This is a genomic window from Kistimonas scapharcae, from assembly GCF_039540975.1.
Classification (GTDB): domain Bacteria; phylum Pseudomonadota; class Gammaproteobacteria; order Pseudomonadales; family Endozoicomonadaceae; genus Kistimonas; species Kistimonas scapharcae.
Genome location: NZ_BAABFL010000454.1, coordinates 1 through 15,489, shown reverse-complemented (window position 1 = coordinate 15,489; position 15,489 = coordinate 1). Strand labels below are relative to the sequence as shown.

Below are 15,489 nucleotides of genomic sequence, written 5' to 3'. Positions count from 1 at the left end.
TAAGTGCGAATACTATGATTACGAAGAATACTTATAACTTTAGACCATAATTTATTCATGGATGCACTGCTTTATATTGTGGCGGGCGCGGGTGTCGGATTCGCCGTAGGATTGACAGGCATCGGAGGAGGATCACTTATGACCCCTCTGTTGTTGCTGTTTGGCTTCCCTGCCCCCGTCGCTATCGGCACCGACCTGATGTACGCATCCATCACCAAGGCGGGCGGCGTGCTCGCCCATCACCGTCAGAAAAGCATCAGCTGGACAGTGGTCAAGCGTATGGCTGCGGGCAGCCTGCCAGCAGCAGGCCTCACCATTGTAGTACTCGATCAGTTTTTCACCGGCAGCGACAGCTATACACACGTGCTCACTGTATCACTGGGTTTCATGCTGATTTTGTCGTCGATCGTTTTGCTATCGAGAAAACAGTTACTGAGACACGCCCCGGTCTTGAGTGATCGCGGCGCGACATTCTTCACTGTCATTATGGGCATTTTGCTGGGCGTCTTCGTGACACTGTCATCCGTTGGCGCGGGTGCGCTGGGCACGGCAATTCTTATTCTTTTGTACCCGGTGATGTCAGCCACCCGGATTGTTGGGACTGACCTAGCGCATGCTGTTCCTTTGACGCTGGCTGGCGGTTTGGGGCACCTCTATCTGGGTAATGTCGATTTCCAGCTGCTTGGCGCTTTGCTGATTGGTTCCCTGCCAGCCATATACCTCGGAACGCGGGTAGGCCACAAACTGCCAGACGTATTCCTCCAGCGCGTACTGTCACTCCTCCTGCTCGGACTCGGTATTAAGTACACGCTCTTTTAACTCATTGGTCACACCATGGGGCACGTGACCCGTGGTGACATGGGCCCGGGCCGAATCGCAATGTCGCACCTGGTCATCAAAAAACATATCCGCCTGAAACGCTTTGAGAAAAGCGCCCTTATCCAGTCCACCGAGGAAAATGGCTTCATCAAGACGAATATTCCATGAACGAAGCGTGCGAATCACTCGCTCGTGGGCCGTGGTGCTCCTTGCTGTCACCAGTGCCGTTCGGATCGGACAATGGCGCTCCCCGAATTCCAGCTGGATATCCTGAAGCATGGCCAGAAACGGTTTGAACGGACCGCCCGGTAATGGCTGATGCGCCGATGAGCGTTCAGCCTCGGTAAACGCCTGCAAGCCAGACTGCTGATACACCCGCTCTGCTTCATCAGAAAATATGACCGCATCGCCATCAAAGGCGATCCGCAACTCATCCGTTTCCTGTCGCTCTTTAGAAATTGATGACAAAACTGTCGCAGCGGCAAAGCCATCCTTCAGCGCACTGCGCACATCATCGACATCTGTCGAGAGAAACAGATGGGAATTAAATGCCGGTACATAACGGTACGGACTTTCTCCGCCACAAAACGCAGCCCGCCGGATATCCAGCCCGTACTCTTCAATGGAATTGAAGACACGAAGCCCGGTATCTGCACTGTTGCGAGACAAGAGGATCACCTCAACCCGCGGAACATCACCGAGCAGGTGATTAATATTGAGCAGCTTCCTGACAAGCAGGAACGCTTCACCGGGTTCAAGCACACAATCTTCGTGTTCCACCTGATAATGACGGTAGGCTTCCAGCCCCTCTTCCTCAAAGACTTTGTGACCAGCTTCAAGATTGAACAGAGCACGTGACGAGATAGCGACAACCAGTTTGTCGTTCAGGGTATCCGGCATTGATAGTGTTCTTGGTATGAAACAGGGATTACCAGTGTACTACTGGCGTACAGGATAAAAAGACAGGATTTGTACGATGCAAAAAGAACACAAAAAAAAGCCCGTCAAAGCGGGCTTTAAAATAAGCGCAGGTATTAAGCAGCCACGAGAGGCGCCTGCTGCTCTTCAGGAAGCTCAGTAACGGGCTTGGTGAAGAGCGCCAGAATGCCAGCAATACCCAGCATGACGGCAGAAACGGTATAAGCAATCGCGAAAGAACCGGTTGCATCAACAACAACCGCCGCGACCACTGGACCGATGAAGCCACTCACACCCCAGGCGGAGTACAGTACACCGAAGTTGCTGCCGTAGTTCTTCAGACCATAGTAATCTGCAGTGATGGACGGGAATACGCTCAGCAGTGCACCGTAACCGATACCTGCCAGCATAGCGCCGAAGATGAAGCCCATGTCGGTAGAGAGCATCGGGAAGATCATCATGTTCACGCCCTGCAGAACAAAGACCAGCAGCAGGGTTTGGATACGACCGATCTTGTCAGACAACATACCCATCAAAACACGGCCACAGGTATTGAACAGCGCCAGGATAGACACCAGGTACGCGGCATTGGCAATGCCACCTTGAACACTGGCGATGGTGGTAATGTTACCGATCAGCATCAGACCTGCTGATGAAGCAAACGCAAACATGATCCACAGGTAGTAGAACTGGCGGGTCTTCAGCATCTGGCGCCAGTTGAAATCGGCAACTGCAGAGGCCGTTTTGCCGGATTCCTTAAGACCACGAGGCTGAGCCGGTGTATAACCAGCCGGTGGGTTGACGATAGTAAAAGACAGCGGAACCGCAACCAGCAGTACAGCAATACCCAGATACAGGAATGCGCTGCTGATACCGACAGAAGCGATCAGCGCAGACGTGGTCGGTGCCAGGTAGAGCGGTGCCATACCAAAACCACCGGCAATCAAGCCATTCACCATACCTTTCTTGGAAGGATGGAACCATTTCATCGCTGAAGGACTCAGACAGGCATAGGCAAAACCGATACCGGTACCGACCAGCACACCAAAGGTCATCACCAAGCCAACCGGGTTAGTGACAAAGCTGGAAGCGATCATACCCAGACCCACCAGAGAGGTGCCCAGGATAACCATTTTACGGGGACCCATACGGTCCTGCAGAACGCCGGAACACAGAACGGCGGCTGCAAACGTTACGATGCCCACGGTATACGGCATGGAAGCACTGGCGTTAGACCAACCCCATTCGCTGACCAGGGCCTTACTTAATACACTCCAGGCGTAGAGAACACCCATACAGAGGTTAATACAGACACCTGCCAGCAGGATTTTAACCGCTCGATTCATTGAAATGCTCTAATAACAGCAGAGCCCTTCCTCCCCGGAGGAAAAGGAGCACTAATAGGTAAAAGATACGACTTACTAAATGCGTAATGGTCTGTTGAAACCAACAGGATTCACTCAGCAGCTAGAAGACAGTTAAAAGATGTAATAAAGGCAATCGGGTTTCTGGTGAACCCGTTAATATTTCCGGCGGATTATATTGGGAGTAGTTACAGTGTCTACTGCGACTGACACCTAATTGCGTCAGCATCATGTAAATAGTTGAGAAATCCCAAAGCAAGATTGATTTATCTTATTTTTCATTGCGTTACGACTTGTCTTTCATTCACCTAAGCAGCAGTTCTGCATCACTCATACTGCCCTCGAAAAACATCACCGCACCAGAATAGAAATTGTTTATCAAACACATAGATTGTCGAAACATAACCAATACATTACTCTTGACGCGTGATTCTGCGCAAAGGGAATCCGGATTATAACTATTCCACTACGCATGACCGGAAGTGAAAGACGCTATGGCACAGTTACCGATCGATGATCTGAATATTGAATCCCAGGAAATCCTTGTCACCCCGGAACAGATTAAGTCTGAAATCCAGTTGAGTGATGCGGCCCGTGAAACCGTGACTCTGGGACGTCAGACTGTTCGCAATATTTTGAGTGGAACCGACAAACGCCTGTTTCTCGTGGTGGGTCCCTGCTCCATCCATGATGTCGATGCCGCCCGCGAGTATGCGGAGAAACTGAAGAAACTGGCAGAAGAAGTGTCTGACACGCTGTATCTGGTCATGCGTGTCTATTTTGAAAAGCCTCGCACCACCACCGGCTGGAAAGGCCTGATCAACGACCCTTACCTGAATGATTCCTTCAAGATTGAAGAAGGCCTCCATATCGCGCGCCGGTTATTGATGGATGTTGCCGAGATGGGGCTGCCAACCGCAACTGAAGCGCTGGACCCGATTACGCCACAATATATGCAGGATCTGATCTCCTGGTCCGCCATTGGTGCACGTACCACGGAATCACAGACGCACCGTGAAATGGCGAGTGGTCTTTCCTCAGCGGTCGGATTCAAGAATGGTACCGATGGCGGTCTCACTGTTGCGATTAATGCCCTGCAGTCTGTATCCAACCCGCATAGATTTCTCGGTATCGACAAAAAAGGACAGGTCGCGATCACCCACACCAAGGGGAATCAATATGGCCATGTCGTACTGCGCGGTGGTAACGGTAAGCCCAATTATGATTCCGTCAGCGTCGCCCTGTGCGAGCAGGCACTGAGAAAGGCCGGTATTGTCCCCAACATCATGATCGACTGCAGCCATGCGAATTCTGATAAGGATCCAAGCCTTCAGCCTCTCGTGATGGACAACGTCACCAACCAGATTCTGGAAGGTAATAACTCCATCACTTCACTCATGATTGAGAGCAACTTGGGCTGGGGTAACCAGTCTATCCCGGACGATCTCAGTGAACTGAAATACGGTGTATCGGTCACGGATGCCTGTATTGACTGGCATACTACGGAAGAAACTATCAAGAAGATGGCAGACAAACTGAGAGGCGTTCTGCCTGGACGTGATCGCTCAGACTTGTTGTAATTCCGGAGATTAACGTAAAAAGGGCAAGTCAGACTTGCCCTTTTTTATGGCTCAGTTAAAAATCGAGTCCCAACTGGCAGACAGGCAGTTGCAACTGCACCGGCTTCACGGTTTCTACCAGTACATGGCGCTTGAGCCGCGGCATATTACTGATACGACGATCAAGGATGGCATTACAGATAGGGCAAATGGTCGGCAGATGCTTGTTTGTAAGCACCTCAAAGCCCCAGCTGGCCTGGATGACATCCGTGCAGAGTGTACGATCCTGACTGGACTCTATATCAAAATTGGCCTCGACAACATGCGTAGGGCCAGAGTGTCCTATCGTAACAAAGTAGTCTGACAGTATGCTCTGTTTGTAACGCTTCACAGGTCTCAGTGCCAACAGGGTTTAAAAAAGCCGCGTAAGATATCGCATTTTTTTCATGCTTCCTATCAGTAACTGACAAGGATACGTAAAAGTCCCATGTCCCGATACCGACCACCACGCAAGCCCGGTTCCTTTTACATTACGCCTGAAGGGTACGCCAAGCTCAAGGACGAGCTTGATTACCTCTGGCGAACCCAGCGACCGCAAGTCACCCAGGCCGTGTCGGAAGCCGCAGCCCTGGGTGATCGGTCGGAAAATGCCGAGTACATCTACGGCAAGAAACTGCTTCGCCAGATTGACAGCCGTGTCCGCTTTCTGCGAAAACGCCTTGATCAGCTAACAGTTGTTACTACTTTGCCCGAGGATACCAGCCGTGTCTACTTTGGCGCCCGGGTAACGGTTGAAGATGAGGACGGTGTAGAAACTACCTGGCGTATCGTAGGCCCAGACGAGTTTGACCTGAAAGACGGCCTGCTCAGTATGGACTCCCCTCTGGCATGTGCGTTGATGGGTAAAACCATTGATGATGAGATCGTCATTCGAGTAGAAAACAAGGAAACCTTTTACTGTGTAACACAGATTTCCTACCAGGAATTTTGATATTTAATGAAGGTACATTGCTGGTATGTACCTTTTTTCTTGAAGTATTAGAGAGTCTTTCAGGTTATTGTCTAATTTAAATCAAAATATATGATTGTATAATATTTCTACTTAAGATGAACTATCGAAAATTTGGAGACAAACATCAGGTTCCGGCCGGACACGGTTATAGATACTGATAAACATTGCTTCCAGCTTATTTTGCATTGAGATACGTCCCTCTCTTTCCATCGTGTTTTGATTCAGTCCCAGAGAGTACGCATACGCAATCAGTTTGGATGCAGTAATCATCAAAAATAAAAAAGGCCTGAGTGATCAGGCCTTTCTGGTATCAGTAACGGGTTTACTTATAAAAAGCATTGTCCCGATTTGAGTGGTCAGTGACATCACGCACGCCAACCAGCTCAGGAATACGTTCTTTCAGTGTTTTCTCGACACCATCTTTCAGTGTCACATCGACCATACCGCAACCCTGACAACCACCGCCAAACTGAAGAATCGCAACGCCTTCATCGATCTCGACCAGCTGCACCATACCGCCGTGGGAGGCCAGACCGGGGTTGATCTCGGTGGTCAGGTAATAATTAATCTTGGCATCCAGCGAGCTGTCTTCTCCGATCTTCGGCGTCTTAGCATTCGGCGCTTTGATGGTCAGCTGTCCACCCATCCGATCCGTCGCATAATCAACGATTGCTTCTTCCAGGTATTCTTCGCTTTCCGCCTCAATCCAGACATCGAACTTTTCCAGTTCAATTTTCAGGTCGGTTTCCTTGTGCTCACCCGGTTTGCAGTACGCCAGACAGGTTTCAGCATGCGGCGTGCCCGGCTGGGTGACAAACAGGCGCACACCAATGCCTTCGACCGACTGCTTGTCCAGCAGCTCACGCAGGTAGTCCTGTGCCGATTCGGTAATATCTATTTTGAGATCCGTGGTAGTCAACGTTATTACTGCCTGTAGTTTGATCGCTGTTGTCTGAATTCTACTCCTGTCCTCACCAGCTGAAAAGCCGACCAAACCACTCAGTTAAATCCCGATACTTCGTATTCTATAGAACAAGAAGTAATTTCACGGATTGCCCGTTAGACCTGACATCGCTATTTTGCCGCCTTTTTTCCTCAATCCCCCTCGGTGGCAACGTGCTGAAAATCGATCACAATCGACATTCAGGCCTGGTCATGCTCATCCTCGTGCTGAGCGCCATGGTCGGACCGCTTTCCATAGACCTGTTTACCCCTTCCCTGCCGGCCATTACTGAAGCCTTTGGCAGCTCCGCCGCCGTCACCCAGTGGACCGTCAGCATCTTCATGATCGGCTTTTCGGTATCCATGCTGATCTGCGGACCGCTTTCTGACCGGTTTGGCCGTCGTAAAACCCTGCTGGTTGGCTACTTGGTCTATTTACTTGCTACAGGCGTTATTCTCTGGACCAGCAGTATTGAGATATTTATCGCCGCCCGTTTCCTGCAGGCTGTCGCTGGCTGTTTCGGCACCGCGCTTTCCCGCGCCATTGCCCGGGATCTCTATAAAGACAAGAATGATGTCAAAATTCTTGGCATGATCAGCGCCACACTTTGTATCGCCCCTATGGTAGCACCGATTATTGGTGGCGTGTTGCAGGAGCTGTTCGGCTGGCATTCCAGCTTTATGGCCATGATTGTATTCGGTGCCTTTGTCGCCGGTGCCGTCAGCCTTTTGCCTGAAAGCAACACACCGGATACCGAGACTTCTCTGTCCGGCATGTTGGGCGGTTACCGTGACCTGTCCAGCGACCGTCGTTTCATGACACTGACGCTGACCGCAGCCCTCGCCTTCTCCGGCGCCTTTGTGTTTGTCGCCAGCGCACCTTTTGTGCTGATTGGTCACTTTGAACTGGCACCTAAAACCTATGGCATGCTGTTTGCAATCATCATGGGCGCTTATATCGGTAGCAGTCTGTTGGCAGGCCGTATTACAGATTGGCTGGGTAAAGCGAAAAGCCAACGTCTGGCCTGGTGCATCCTGATCACCGGTACACTGGTCGCCGTTGTCAGCGCCCTGGTTACCAATGGACAATCCACCATTGGTTATGTAGCCGGTATCGCGATCTATGAAGCAGGCCTGGGTCTGTTCATGCCAGCCTGCCAGGCCAATGCACTCAGCCATCTGAAAAAGAATGTGGGCACCGCTTCCGGCCTGATCTTCTTCCTGGAAATGCTGGTCGCCAGTCTGGTCAGCACCCTGGCCGGCAAGATTGATCACAGCAGCACCCTGCCGCTGGCCATGCTGACCGCGACAACTCTGGGTGTCGCCATCATCCTGACCATCGCGTTCAAACTATTTGCATCCCCTCATCAGCCCACTGTCCAAGCCTGATTGATCAATATATGGAAATGCCGGTTCCCAACGGCATTTCCATTTCCCCATCCCATTGCTGACGCTAATTCTGGTACCATTGCGCTGCGCTAATCCATCCAAGGCCAGACGAAACAATAATGATGTCCAGAGAGAAACGTATCAGCCTGCTGCACGACGCCTTAGCCAACCGCATCCTGATTCTGGACGGCGCCATGGGCACCATGATCCAGGAACACAAACTCGAGGAAGCCGATTACCGGGGGGAATGCTTCGAGGACTGGCCTTCAGACCTGAAAGGCAATAACGACCTGCTGTCACTGACCCAACCGGCAATTATCGAAGGTATTCATCGCGCCTATCTCGAAGCCGGTGCCGATATTCTCGAAACCAACACCTTCAACGCCACACCGGTAGCCATGGCAGATTACGGCATGGAAAGCCATGTCAGCGACATCAACCGGGAATCCGCCCGCCTTGCCCGTAAAGTCGCCGACGCCATGACGCTGGAGACACCGGACAAACCTCGCTTTGTTGCCGGCGTCCTCGGGCCGACCAGCCGAACCGCGTCCATTTCACCGGACGTAAACGACCCCGGCTTTCGCAACACCTCCTTTGACGAATTAGCTGAAGGCTACCGCGAAGCAACCAGGGCACTGATCGAGGGCGGCGCCGATATCATCCTGATCGAAACCGTGTTTGATACCCTCAACGCAAAAGCCGCTATCTTTGCGGTTCAGGATGTTTACGCGGAACTCGGGTTTGAACTCCCGATCATGATCTCCGGTACGATTACGGACGCCTCCGGCAGAACCCTGTCCGGCCAGACCACCGAGGCCTTCTGGAACTCCGTTTCCCATGCGAAACCTATCAGCATTGGCCTGAACTGCGCACTGGGCGCCGAAGAGCTTCGCCCTTACGTGCTGGAGCTCGCAACCAAAGCCAACACCTACGTTAGCGCGCATCCCAATGCCGGGTTGCCGAATGAGTTCGGGGAGTATGATGAAACCCCTGAACAGATGGCGGACATCGTTGAAGAGTTTGCCCGTTCCGGCCTGGTCAATATCATCGGCGGTTGCTGCGGCACCAGCCCTGCGCATATTGCCGAAATCGCGCGCCGCATGACGTCATTATCTACCCGGCGTATTCCAGAGATACCTGTTGCCTGTCGTTTGAGTGGTCTGGAGCCATTCAACATTACTGCAGACTCCCTGTTCGTCAACGTCGGCGAACGATGCAACATTACCGGGTCGGCAGCCTTCAAACGATTGGTCAAGGCCGAGGATTACGATACCGCATTAGATGTTGCGAGAACCCAGGTTGAGAATGGCGCGCAAGTCATTGATATCAATATGGATGAAGGCATGCTGGACAGCCTTCAGGCCATGGTCCGGTTCCTGAACCTGATCGCCTCTGAACCCGACATTTCCCGTGTGCCGATCATGATTGATTCCTCCAAGTGGGAGATCATCGAAGCCGGCCTCAAATGTATTCAGGGCAAAGGCATTGTTAATTCCATCAGCCTCAAAGAAGGTGTAGACAACTTCCGGGAACAGGCACTGCTCTGCAAACGATATGGCGCTGCAGTCGTCGTTATGGCCTTTGATGAAACCGGCCAGGCGGATACCGAAGAACGCAAGAATGCCATCTGCCAGCGCTCCTATGACATCCTGGTGAATGAACTGGATTTCCCACCCCAGGATATTATTTTTGATCCCAATATCTTCGCTGTCGCCACTGGTATTGATGACCATAACAACTATGCCGTCGACTTCATTAACAGCACCCGCTTTATTAAAGAGAAACTGCCCCACGCCATGATCTCCGGCGGTGTCAGCAATGTGTCCTTCTCCTTCCGTGGTAATAATCCCGTACGAGAAGCAATTCATGCCGTGTTTCTGTATCACGCCATTCGTGCGGGTATGGATATGGGTATCGTCAATGCCGGCCAGCTGGCCATTTATGAAGATATTCCTGAAGAGCTCCGAAACTGTGTCGAAGACGTAGTACTCAATCGTAACAGTGGGGCAACTGAGGCCCTGCTGGCCATTGCCGACAAGTACCGTGGCGATGGCAGCGCTGAAAAGTCGGAAGAAGACCAGGCCTGGCGCGAATGGCCAGTAAAAAAACGGCTGGAACATGCACTGGTCAAAGGCATAACGACTTATATCACTGAAGACACTGAGGCTGCCCGGCTTGAAGCTTCACGCCCCATTGAGGTCATCGAAGGCCCTCTGATGGATGGTATGAACATCGTTGGCGACCTGTTTGGTGAAGGCAAGATGTTCCTGCCCCAAGTGGTCAAAAGCGCACGGGTAATGAAACAGGCCGTTGCACACCTGGTGCCCTTCATTGAGGAAGAAAAAGACGGCAAGACCGAAAGCAAGGGCAAAGTGCTGATGGCTACCGTCAAGGGCGATGTCCATGATATTGGCAAGAATATCGTCGGCGTTGTTCTGCAGTGCAATAACTACGAAGTGATCGATCTCGGCGTCATGGTGCCCTGTGAAAAGATTCTGCAGACGGCCCGTGAAGAGAGCGTTGATATCATCGGTCTCTCCGGCCTGATCACGCCGTCCCTTGATGAGATGGTGCATGTCGCACGGGAAATGGAGCGGCAATCATTTGATGTTCCATTGCTAATCGGTGGTGCAACCACGTCACGCGCGCACACTGCAGTCAAGATTGAACCCTGCTTTAAGCGGGATGCCGTTGTCTATGTGCCGGATGCCTCCCGTAGCGTCAGTGTTGCAACCCAGTTATTGAGCCAAACACTGAAAACCGATTTTGTCGCTTCTGTCAAAGCCGAGTATGAAAAGGTGCGGGAGCGTAACGCCAACCGTCGACCAAAGGCGGAACGTCGGCCATACGACACACTCCACACTTACAAGACCCCCATCGACTGGCTGGGTTATCAGCCACCGAAACCGTCGTTCTTTGGACATCGAACGCTAGAAGTTTCACTGGCAACACTGGTCGATTATATCGACTGGACGCCCTTCTTTATCACCTGGGATCTGCACGGCAAATACCCGAAAATTTTCGATGATATAGTCGTTGGCACAGAAGCACGCAAGCTCTTCGATGATGCACAGGCGATGCTGCAAACACTCATCAGTGAGAATCAAATCCAGGCCCGCGCAGTGATTGGCTTCTGGCCCGCCAGCCAAGTGGATCACGATGATATTGTCCTCTATACCGACGAGAGCCGCACAGAGGAACTGGCCAGACTCCATCATCTCCGTCAGCAAACCCAAAAAGTGCCCGGCAAACCCAATGCCAGCCTGTCCGACTTCGTCGCGCCCCGCGACACTGGCATCGAAGACTATGTGGGTGGCTTTGTCGTCACCGCAGGCATCGGTGCAGAAGAACTGGCCAAAAGCTTTGAAGAGGCTCACGACGATTACAACAGCATCATGGTCAAGGCACTTGCTGACCGTCTGGCCGAGGCGCTGGCCGAGTACATGCACGAGCGTGTCCGCCAGGAATACTGGGGCTACTGCGCCGATGAGAAACTCAGCAATACCGAGCTGATCAAGGAAGCCTATCGTGGCATTCGTCCGGCGCCCGGCTATCCTGCCTGCCCTGACCATACGGAAAAGGCCACGCTGTTCCGTCTGCTGGATGCAGAACAAGAAACCAGTGTCAGCCTCACGGAACATTTCGCCATGTTCCCGACCGCCAGTGTCAGCGGCTGGTATTTCTCCCACCCGGATTCGAACTACTTTGCCATTGGCAAAATCGACCGGGATCAGGTGGAAAGTTACGCAGCCCGGAAATCCATGACCATTGCAGAGGCTGAGCGCTGGCTGGCGCCGAACCTGAATTACGATCCGGCATAAGGAGCGGGCCTATGGCCCGCCTCCTCCGCCCCCGATAGAGGTAGTTGTGCAAGACCGTATCCGCACAATTCTGTCCCTTGGTCTGCCGATCATCGGCACCATGTTCTCACAAAGCCTGATTAACCTGGTTGACACACTTCTGGTGGGGCAGCTGGGTGAATCGGCGCTGGCGGCTGTCGGGGCCGGTAATTATGCAATTTTTGTCAGTTTCGGATTGATCAGTGGTTTGTCGGCGGCGATTCAGGCCCAGGTCGCGCGTCGCCGGGGAGAAGGCGTGGGTAACCCGCTGGAGCCAGTCTGCGGCGGATTTCTGATTGCATTACTCTTTGCGCTTCCCCTCTGCATCCTGCTCAGCCTGGAAGCTGGAAACATTATGCCTGTCTTCCAGGCAGATCAGGCGGTGACAGAAGCCGCTGCGCTCTACTTTGCCATTCGGGTGCTGAGCCTGCCGGCTGCCGTACTCAACCTGTCCTATCGAGGCTTCTGGAATGGTATTCGGGAATCCGGCGCGTTCTTCCGTCTGCTGTTATTTACCCATTTATGCAACGCCATGATCAGCTATATCCTGATTTATGGGCTGCTTGGCTTTCCGCCGATGGGCGTTTCCGGGGCTGCCACAGGCACACTGATCGCTATGTACTTTGGCGCAATACTGAATCATTACTTTATTCGCCAACGGGCACGTCAGACGGGGCTTCGTTTCAGATTCCCGTCACGTCAGGGCTTCTTTCGCCTGATTCGCCTCGCCATTCCTGACTCTGCACAACAAACCTGTTTTGCCCTTGGCATGTCGCTGATGTTCTGGCTTATCGCCCGACTGGGTAGTGAGGCTATGGCCGTCGCCCATGTGTTGATCAATATTTCACTGGTACTGATTCTCCCGGGCATCGGACTAGGGATGGCATCGACTACGCTGGTGAGTCACGCTTTGGGCGCTGGCAAACAGCAGGAAGCCTGGCGATGGGGGTTGGATGTAGCCCTGCTGGCCTGTGCCATTCTGGCACTACTCAGTATTCCGGTACTGGTCTTCCCAGAATGGTTCCTCGGCCCCTTTCTAGGTAGTGATGAAACTCTCGTTAAATTAGCGGTATTACCCCTTCAGCTGGCAGGGGTGGGTATCATTATTGAATCATTTGCGCTGGTCTTAACCCAGTCACTACTTGGCGCAGGAGCGAATAAAACGGTACTGGCCATTCGATTCAGCACTTTATGGCTGTTCATGTTACCCGGAATCTGGCTTGTCACTCATGATGATATGGCTAGCCTGACGGCTGTATGGTGTGTTCTTCTGGTTCAGAAACTGTTGATTTCAACGGCACTTCTGATGGTCTGGCAACGCCGGCACTGGGGTCAGATTACCATTTAGTGCAGCCAGGACCAGGCAAAGACCAACAAAACCAGTGCAGGGCTGATATAGCGCACAATAATCTGCCAAAGCTGAAACAGCTTTCGCTGAATACCCAGCTGGGTCATCAAAATCTCTCTGTCTATTACAAAGCCCGCAAATAGCAGAATCAAAAAGCCTGTCAGCGGTAGCAATATATCTGTGGGAAACGCCGTAAACAGGTCAAATAAGGTTTTGCCGGACTGGGTGCGTACCGAATCGAAAACATTAAATGACAATGCGGGAATCAATCCCAGCAGCCATACTATGCCCCCTGTCATCATGGCCGCCTTTTTCCTGCTGAAATTACCGGCCCTTGCAATAGCAACAACCAGCGGTTCCGCCAGATTCACCGAGGACGTCCAGGTTGCAATGACCAGCAGTAGGAAAAACAGAGGCATCAACCACAGCCCCCCTGACAACTCACCCAGTGCAACGGGAAGTGTCTCAAACATCAGTCCCGGTCCCGATGACGGAGCCAATCCTTCCGAAAAAACGACGGAAAATGTTGCCAACCCAGTCAGCACTGCAACCAGCAAATCCAGCACAATCACAATACCCGCCGCTTTAAACACCGACTGCCGATCAGGCATATAGGCGCCATAAGCCATCAGACAACAGGCACCAACCGCAAGCGTAAAGAACGCGTGTCCCATAGCTTCCAAAGCAACCGACCATTCCAATTTCTGCCAATCAGGTGTGAAGAGATAATAAACCGCATCGGAAAAACCGGGAAATTGTGACGTAACGATAACTAGGGCAATCAATATCATGTACAGCAACGGCATCACCAGGTTATTCAGCCTCTCAATACCACTGCCGATATTCCGCGCGCTGACACACAAGGTCATTGCAATAAACAGCAGCTGATAACTGATAACCGAGAAAGGATCTGCCAGAAATGTCTCGAAAACATGCTGCGCTTGATGCGCTGTCATTTGCCCCAACTGACCGGTCACCGACTGAATGAAATAAAATAATGCCCAGCCAGAAACCACACAGTAAAACGACAAGATCAGCATTGCAGCGAGTGTCCCCAGCCACGCCAGCTTCTCCCAGTGTCTGGAACCACCAGATGAAACGGCCAACTGCCGCATCGAAGTGGCAGGTGTAGTTCGCCCTGCCCTACCAATGATGATTTCAGAAATCATGACCGGCATGCCTAACAGCAAAACAAAAAGAAGGTACAAAATAAAAAAGAGACTGCCGCCATGTTCTCCCGCCATATAGGGAAAACGCCAGATATTGCCTAGCCCAATGGCAGCACCAGCTATAGCGAGGATAAAAGCCCTATTTGACGATAAAAGGCCGTCATATACCATAAAGATTCCTTTCCGATCCTCCAGTACTGAGAAGCTCGTAGCTTGATAATTTATATGTTTACAGATATACCTAAAATTTAAAAATAATCTTTATCCATTTTTATAGAAAGATTTTTTGTCTAAAAGTTCATATCAATCTAAGAGTTACATCTTGCCTTGAATCAGCATCCAAATAGATCAACCCGTACATATTGGGTATTCGGTTTATGTATAGACAACCAAGTCAACCTATGACACCTGAAAGACGAAAAAAATTACGGCATTCATTATCAGACTCTGTACAGTCAGATCCAACTAAACGATATGGATGTATAGACATTGAAAGCATGACTGACGCCATGGGAGATGCACTACAACGATAATTCAATGAGAAAGGCGATTTTGATGATGGCTATATTCCTTGGTTACATATGACCGACAAATACACAGCAGCTAACATGAATATATGTAATCTGACCCCTGCATCATCAGTAATTCGAGGTGTCCCCATAAGATTTCTTGAAAATATACAAACCGATACGGCCCTTTTGACAACAAGTAGCCTGCCCAAGGTAAGAATACGCAACTATCACAAACCTAAAAAAAGTTGGGTAGGTTACCTCCCATCCTTCACCGATACTCAAGATATCCCAAACAAAGCATTTGTTAATGCGTTTATCTTACCCGCTGGTGCCGATGAGTCGCGCGTTATTGAAGGAGCAAAAATCTACGCATCAGGTAAAGGCGAATTTGCGGTGGTCAAAGTATCTCTATCTGATGTACTTTCTTTGGGCGCAGAACTTTATGAAGATGAGCAAGCTGCAGCATCTAATGCATGGATAATAGCGGTGAATATAGGCACATTGATACCCGTCAATATCGTGGCCCGTGGCTCATAATCGTAAGTACTCAAAAACCGGTACATAAGGCGATTTCACGTTCTGCCGCCTAAGCTCATCCCCATGTTCCCATTACCGCCT

At 51.2% G+C, this 15,489-nt stretch carries 12 protein-coding genes; 7 read left to right on the top strand and 5 right to left on the bottom strand.

Translation table 11 applies throughout. The features are described 5' to 3' along the window. The first annotated feature begins 57 nt into the window (after positions 1-57). A complete protein-coding gene (locus tag ABD892_RS20145; protein WP_345197881.1) occupies positions 58-819 on the top strand; it encodes a sulfite exporter TauE/SafE family protein in 762 nt (253 codons plus the stop codon). Here ABD892_RS20145 and ABD892_RS20140 read toward each other — a convergent pair. Together ABD892_RS20140 and ABD892_RS20135 are read right to left on the bottom strand one after the other, a co-directional pair. Beyond that, complete coding sequence (locus ABD892_RS20140; RefSeq protein WP_345197880.1) at positions 775-1,719, bottom strand: 5'-nucleotidase; 945 nt, start codon at positions 1,717-1,719, stop codon at positions 775-777. The genes ABD892_RS20145 and ABD892_RS20140 overlap by 45 nt on opposite strands. Before the next feature lie 134 nt (positions 1,720-1,853). After that, the gene (locus tag ABD892_RS20135; RefSeq protein ID WP_345197879.1) at positions 1,854-3,083 is read right to left on the bottom strand and encodes an L-lactate MFS transporter; all 1,230 of its coding nucleotides are present in this window, start codon (positions 3,081-3,083) and stop codon (positions 1,854-1,856) included. A 512-nt stretch (positions 3,084-3,595) separates the two neighbouring features. Between ABD892_RS20135 and ABD892_RS20130 the strand changes: the two genes are divergently transcribed. Beyond that, complete coding sequence (locus ABD892_RS20130) at positions 3,596-4,681, top strand: 3-deoxy-7-phosphoheptulonate synthase (RefSeq protein WP_345197878.1); 1,086 nt, start codon at positions 3,596-3,598, stop codon at positions 4,679-4,681. 55 nt (positions 4,682-4,736) lie between these two features. Here the strand turns inward: ABD892_RS20130 and ABD892_RS20125 are convergent, their stop codons facing one another. Next, a complete protein-coding gene (locus ABD892_RS20125; protein WP_345197876.1) occupies positions 4,737-5,051 on the bottom strand; it encodes a hypothetical protein in 315 nt (104 codons plus the stop codon). 96 nt (positions 5,052-5,147) lie between these two features. Between ABD892_RS20125 and greB the strand changes: the two genes are divergently transcribed. Next, the gene (gene greB, locus ABD892_RS20120) at positions 5,148-5,651 is read left to right on the top strand and encodes a transcription elongation factor GreB (protein WP_345197875.1); all 504 of its coding nucleotides are present in this window, start codon (positions 5,148-5,150) and stop codon (positions 5,649-5,651) included. Positions 5,652-5,994: 343 nt separating this feature from the next. Here the strand turns inward: greB and nfuA are convergent, their stop codons facing one another. Next, a complete protein-coding gene (gene nfuA, locus ABD892_RS20115) occupies positions 5,995-6,597 on the bottom strand; it encodes a Fe-S biogenesis protein NfuA (RefSeq protein WP_425559316.1) in 603 nt (200 codons plus the stop codon). 230 nt (positions 6,598-6,827) lie between these two features. Between nfuA and ABD892_RS20110 the strand changes: the two genes are divergently transcribed. The 3 genes from ABD892_RS20110 (at position 6,828) to ABD892_RS20100 (ending at position 13,190) form a co-directional block, all read left to right on the top strand. Continuing rightward, a complete protein-coding gene (locus tag ABD892_RS20110; RefSeq protein WP_345197873.1) occupies positions 6,828-8,003 on the top strand; it encodes a multidrug effflux MFS transporter in 1,176 nt (391 codons plus the stop codon). Between the two features lie 119 nt (positions 8,004-8,122). Next, positions 8,123-11,824, top strand: a complete 3,702-nt coding sequence (gene metH, locus ABD892_RS20105; RefSeq protein WP_345197871.1) for a methionine synthase — start codon at positions 8,123-8,125, stop codon at positions 11,822-11,824. A 46-nt stretch (positions 11,825-11,870) separates the two neighbouring features. Next, complete coding sequence (locus ABD892_RS20100) at positions 11,871-13,190, top strand: MATE family efflux transporter (protein ID WP_345197870.1); 1,320 nt, start codon at positions 11,871-11,873, stop codon at positions 13,188-13,190. Here the strand turns inward: ABD892_RS20100 and ABD892_RS20095 are convergent. After that, the gene (locus tag ABD892_RS20095) at positions 13,187-14,530 is read right to left on the bottom strand and encodes a sodium-dependent transporter (protein WP_345197868.1); all 1,344 of its coding nucleotides are present in this window, start codon (positions 14,528-14,530) and stop codon (positions 13,187-13,189) included. The two genes, ABD892_RS20100 and ABD892_RS20095, sit on opposite strands and share 4 nt — an antisense overlap. Before the next feature lie 410 nt (positions 14,531-14,940). Here ABD892_RS20095 and ABD892_RS20090 point away from each other — a divergent pair, with 410 nt between their 5' ends. After that, the gene (locus ABD892_RS20090; protein WP_345197867.1) at positions 14,941-15,408 is read left to right on the top strand and encodes a hypothetical protein; all 468 of its coding nucleotides are present in this window, start codon (positions 14,941-14,943) and stop codon (positions 15,406-15,408) included. Positions 15,409-15,489 lie beyond the last annotated feature (81 nt).

Bases quoted from the DNA above. Each gene is read 5' to 3' on its own strand.
- ABD892_RS20145 (WP_345197881.1), top strand. From the start codon at position 58: ATGGATGCACTGCTTTATATTGTGGCGGGCGCGGGTGTCGGATTCGCC.
- ABD892_RS20140 (WP_345197880.1), bottom strand. From the start codon at position 1,719: ATGCCGGATACCCTGAACGACAAACTGGTTGTCGCTATCTCGTCACGT.
- ABD892_RS20135 (WP_345197879.1), bottom strand. From the start codon at position 3,083: ATGAATCGAGCGGTTAAAATCCTGCTGGCAGGTGTCTGTATTAACCTC.
- ABD892_RS20130 (WP_345197878.1), top strand. From the start codon at position 3,596: ATGGCACAGTTACCGATCGATGATCTGAATATTGAATCCCAGGAAATC.
- greB (WP_345197875.1), top strand. From the start codon at position 5,148: ATGTCCCGATACCGACCACCACGCAAGCCCGGTTCCTTTTACATTACG.
- ABD892_RS20110 (WP_345197873.1), top strand. From the start codon at position 6,828: ATGCTCATCCTCGTGCTGAGCGCCATGGTCGGACCGCTTTCCATAGAC.
- metH (WP_345197871.1), top strand. From the start codon at position 8,123: ATGATGTCCAGAGAGAAACGTATCAGCCTGCTGCACGACGCCTTAGCC.
- ABD892_RS20095 (WP_345197868.1), bottom strand. From the start codon at position 14,530: ATGGTATATGACGGCCTTTTATCGTCAAATAGGGCTTTTATCCTCGCT.
- ABD892_RS20090 (WP_345197867.1), top strand. From the start codon at position 14,941: ATGACCGACAAATACACAGCAGCTAACATGAATATATGTAATCTGACC.